Consider the following 3,966-nt stretch of genomic DNA (forward strand, 5'->3'; position numbering starts at 1 on the left):
GGTCAAGGTGTGCAGGCTTCTTAGTAGCGTCACAGCTTGCGTGGATAGCGGAACGGTGTGCGGCGTCTTCATCTTCATGCGAGAAGCGGGTATGTCCCATCGCGCACCGTCGAGGTCGAACTCTTCCCAGCGTGCCCCTATCAGCTCGCTAGTACGCACGAAAGTCATAGCCATGAGCTTGATGGCAACACGCGTGATGGCGCTGCCGTTATAAACTTCCATCTTGCTCAGCAACTCTGGCAGTTCCTTGCTGTCCAGCCGCGCGTAGTTCTGCTTTTTGCGCGAAGCCAATACGTCGCTGGGGCGAATCTCAACGGCCGGGTTGCGCTTGGCCAAGCCGTGAGCGATGGCATAGCGAAAAATCTGTGAGCAGGTTTGAAGGGCGCGTTTGGCGATGTCAAGCGCCCCGCGTTTTTCAATGGCCTTCATCAAGGCGACCAACTCGGGAGCCTCAATTTCCGCGACAGGGCGTAAGCCGATGGCCGGGAAAACGTCGGCCTCCAGGCGGCGCCACACGTAGACCGTATGACTATCGCTGCGCGCTGCCTTCCAGCTTTCCCACCATTTCTTTGCCACGGCCGCGAATGTGTCTTCGACGGCCAGACGGCGGGCGATCTTCTCGAACTTGCGGGCGGCCATCGGATCGGCGCCCGTCGCGAGCTGTTTGCGGGCCTCGTCCACCTTGTCTCTGGCCTGGGCGAGTGACACGTCTGGGTAAGCTCCGACGGCCATCAGCTTCTCTTTGCCCAGAAATCGATACTTCCAGCGCCAGAGCTTGGACCCCGCAGGTGTGATCAGCAGATACAAGCCTCGCCCGTCGGCCATCTTGACGGGGGTTGGACCGGGCTTTGCCTTCAAAACTTCGGTGTTGGTCAGCGCCATTTCGTGCTCCCAACCGTACCCCGAAGGTGAAATACCCCCAACTGGTGGGGTACGGACCCCCAAAGATACCCCCAAAAATCCTTGGATGGCAAGAGTCGTTGTGGGACATCCAGAAACAAAAAAGCCCCGGAATACGAGGTAAACCGGGGCTTTCGGGGTGCCTTGTGAGACGTCTGGGGACGCTCTGGGACTCATTTTTGGCGGAGAGGGCGGGATTCGAACCCGCGGTGGGGATTAGCCCACACACGCTTTCCAGGCGTGCGACTTAAACCGCTCATCCACCTCTCCGCGAAGCCCACGATTGTAGCAGCCTCGCTGCCTGCTCAGATGGTTGGGCTCCCATCGGCGGTCTTGTGCCACGCATGTTGTTGCAGCACTTCCAGCTTCACATATTGCAACGTGGAAGCGTTGGTGCTCTCCAGCACCACGGGTGGAGCGGCACCTGCCTGCAGGGCTTCCTGCCAGCGCTGCACGCAAACACACCATCGGTCGCCGGCTTTGAGGCCTGCGAAGCGCCACTCTGGCCGGGGAGTGCTGAGGTCGTTGCCTCGCTCTCTCGAAAACGCAAGAAAGGGCTCGGTGACGCGTGCGCACACCACATGGGTGCCGTGGTCGTCGGGGCCGGTCTCGCAGCAACCGTCCCGGTAGAACCCGGTGAGTGGGTCGTAGGAGCAGGGCAGCAGTTCGCCACCGAGAACATTGCGTGCGAGGGTCATGGTGGTCTCAACAAGGGCAGCGGGTCAGTTGGTCTTGGTGGCGCTCACCATCTTCATGGCGGAGGCGATCAGGGCAGAGACCTCGGTCATGTTGCTGGGCACGATCAGGGTGGTGGTGGCGTCGGCTGCGACCTTGCTGTAGGCGTCCACGGCGCGTTCAGCGACCTTCAGCTGCACGGCTTCCTGTCCCCCTGGTTGGCGGATGGCTTCCGCCACCACTCGGATGGCCTCGGCGGTGGCTTCGGCCACCGCCAGGATGGCGGAGGCCTCGCCCTGCGCGTTGTTGATTTCGGCCTGTTTCTCACCTTCGGAGCGGGCAATGAAGGCTTCTCGCTCGCCGGTGGCGATGTTGATCTGCTCCTGGCGGCGGCCTTCAGAGGCGGCGATCAGCGCGCGCTTCTCGCGTTCGGCCGTGATCTGCGCCTGCATGGCCAGCAGAATTTCCTTGGGCGGCGTGAGGTCCTTGATTTCGTAACGCAGCACCTTCACACCCCAGTTCAACGCGGCCTCGTCGATGGCGTGCACCACTTGCGCATTGATGATGTCGCGCTCCTCGAAGGTCTTGTCCAGTTCGAGCTTGCCGATGACCGAGCGCAGCGAGGTCTGGGCGAGCTGGGTCACGGCCACGATGTAGTTGGACGAGCCGTAGCTGGCGCGCATGGGATCGGTGACCTGGAAATACAGGATGCCGTCGACCTGCAGCTGGGTGTTGTCGCGTGTGATGCAGACCTGGCTGGGAACGTCGAGCGGGATTTCCTTCAAGCTGTGCTTGTAGGCCACCTTGTCGATGAAGGGGATCAGAAAGTTCAGGCCGGGGGCGAGGGACGAGTTGTATTTGCCCAGCCGTTCAACCACCCAGGCGTTTTGCTGCGGCACCACCTTGATGGAGCGTGTGATGAAGATGGCGGCGACGATGATCAGCAGGATGGCGATTTCCATGGCGGAACGGCTTTCGGGGAAGTTGGAAGTGGGGTGAGATTAGCGCAAGGGCATGTCGGGATTGAGGATCAGACCTTGTCGACCAGCAGGCGGCTGCCCACCAGCTCGGCCACGCGGTAGTTGCCGGGTGTGGGTGAATTGCCCGGGCGCTGGATCACGGTCCACTGGGCACCCCGGTATTTGACGCTGGCGGTGCCATCAGCGTTCCATTCGTCGATCTGCAGAATCTCGCCCACATCCAGGTTCACGCTGCGCATGGCTCGCACGGACGGGTCGGTGACGCGTCGCTTCTTGATGAAGTACCAGGCCACGACCGCCGCCGACCCGGAGAAGGCGGCAACACTCAGTTGGCCCGCCATGCCGAGGCCGGCGTGGGCGGCGAGCGCGCCAGCCACCATGCCCACGGCCAGCATGAGCAGGTAAAAGGTACCTGTGAACAGCTCGAGCGCGACGGTGGAACCCGCCAACAGCCACCACAATGTTGAATCCGACATGCATGCTCCCGTTGTATGGATTGACTGCGCCAGGCGAGTGCTGGCAGCGTTTGTCTGACCAACGCCACATTCTGCGGCAAATGAACGACTGCTCCAGGGACCTGTCTCACGTTGTCCGTACACTTCGCGCTTTCTTTCGCCTGATGGCCGCGCCCCCTGCGGCTGGAGAATTTCATGAAATTTCGCTTCCCCATCGTCATCATCGACGAAGACTTCCGCTCGGAAAACACCTCGGGTCTGGGCATTCGCGCGCTTGCGCAGGCCGTTGAGGCCGAGGGTTTCGAGGTGGTGGGTGTCACCAGCTACGGCGACATGAGCCAGTTTGCCCAGCAGCAGAGCCGTGCGAGCGCGTTCATCCTGTCGATCGACGACGAGGAATTCAGTCATGGCGCCGACCTCGATCCGGTGGTGCTGAACCTGCGCAACTTCATTGACGAGGTTCGGCGCAAGAACTCGGACGTGCCGATCTACATCTACGGCGAGACCAAGACCAGCCGGCATTTGCCCAACGACATCCTGCGCGAACTGCACGGCTTCATCCACATGTTCGAGGACACGCCGGAGTTCGTGGCGCGCCACATCATCCGCGAGGCCAAGAGCTACCTCGAAGGCATCCAGCCGCCGTTCTTCAAGGCGCTGCTCGACTACGCGGAAGACGGTTCCTATTCGTGGCACTGCCCGGGCCACTCGGGCGGTGTGGCGTTTCTCAAGAGCCCGGTGGGCCAGATGTTCCACCAGTTCTTCGGCGAGAACATGCTGCGCGCCGACGTCTGCAACGCGGTGGAAGAACTGGGCCAGCTGCTCGACCACAACGGCGCGATCGGCGCGTGCGAGCGCAACGCGGCGCGCATCTTCAACGCCGACCACTGCTTCTTCGTCACCAACGGCACCAGCACCAGCAACAAGATGGTCTGGCACCACACGGTGGCGCCGGG

Annotated in this window: 5 protein-coding genes and 1 tRNA gene; 1 reads left to right on the plus strand and 5 read right to left on the minus strand. The window is 61.8% G+C overall.

Features of this window, described 5'->3' with window-relative positions; translation table 11 throughout:
* The 5 genes from IV113_RS24730 to IV113_RS24750 all read right to left on the minus strand — a co-directional run.
* A partial coding sequence (locus tag IV113_RS24730; protein WP_291090889.1) for an integrase arm-type DNA-binding domain-containing protein occupies positions 1 to 882 on the minus strand: 882 nt, incomplete at its 3' end.
* A gap of 198 nt (positions 883 to 1,080) precedes the next feature.
* Positions 1,081 to 1,170: transfer RNA gene (locus IV113_RS24735), tRNA-Ser, on the minus strand.
* 35 nt (positions 1,171 to 1,205) lie between these two features.
* Positions 1,206 to 1,598, minus strand: coding sequence for a DUF2237 domain-containing protein (locus IV113_RS24740; protein WP_291090891.1), 393 nt, complete (start codon positions 1,596 to 1,598; stop codon positions 1,206 to 1,208).
* A 24-nt stretch (positions 1,599 to 1,622) separates the two neighbouring features.
* Entirely contained in the window at positions 1,623 to 2,537 is a 915-nt protein-coding gene (locus IV113_RS24745) for a stomatin-like protein (RefSeq protein WP_291090893.1), read from the minus strand.
* 68 nt (positions 2,538 to 2,605) lie between these two features.
* Positions 2,606 to 3,031, minus strand: coding sequence for an NfeD family protein (locus IV113_RS24750; protein ID WP_291090895.1), 426 nt, complete (start codon positions 3,029 to 3,031; stop codon positions 2,606 to 2,608).
* A 174-nt stretch (positions 3,032 to 3,205) separates the two neighbouring features.
* Here IV113_RS24750 and IV113_RS24755 point away from each other — a divergent pair.
* On the plus strand, positions 3,206 to 3,966 hold a 761-nt coding region (locus tag IV113_RS24755; RefSeq protein WP_291090897.1), incomplete at its 3' end, for an Orn/Lys/Arg decarboxylase N-terminal domain-containing protein.

The sequence above is a fragment of the Hydrogenophaga sp. genome (genome assembly GCF_018780385.1).
Taxonomy (GTDB): domain Bacteria; phylum Pseudomonadota; class Gammaproteobacteria; order Burkholderiales; family Burkholderiaceae_C; genus Hydrogenophaga.

Bases quoted from the DNA above. Each gene is read 5' to 3' on its own strand.
- IV113_RS24750 (WP_291090895.1), bottom strand. From the start codon at position 3,031: ATGTCGGATTCAACATTGTGGTGGCTGTTGGCGGGTTCCACCGTCGCG.
- IV113_RS24740 (WP_291090891.1), bottom strand. From the start codon at position 1,598: ATGACCCTCGCACGCAATGTTCTCGGTGGCGAACTGCTGCCCTGCTCC.
- IV113_RS24745 (WP_291090893.1), bottom strand. From the start codon at position 2,537: ATGGAAATCGCCATCCTGCTGATCATCGTCGCCGCCATCTTCATCACA.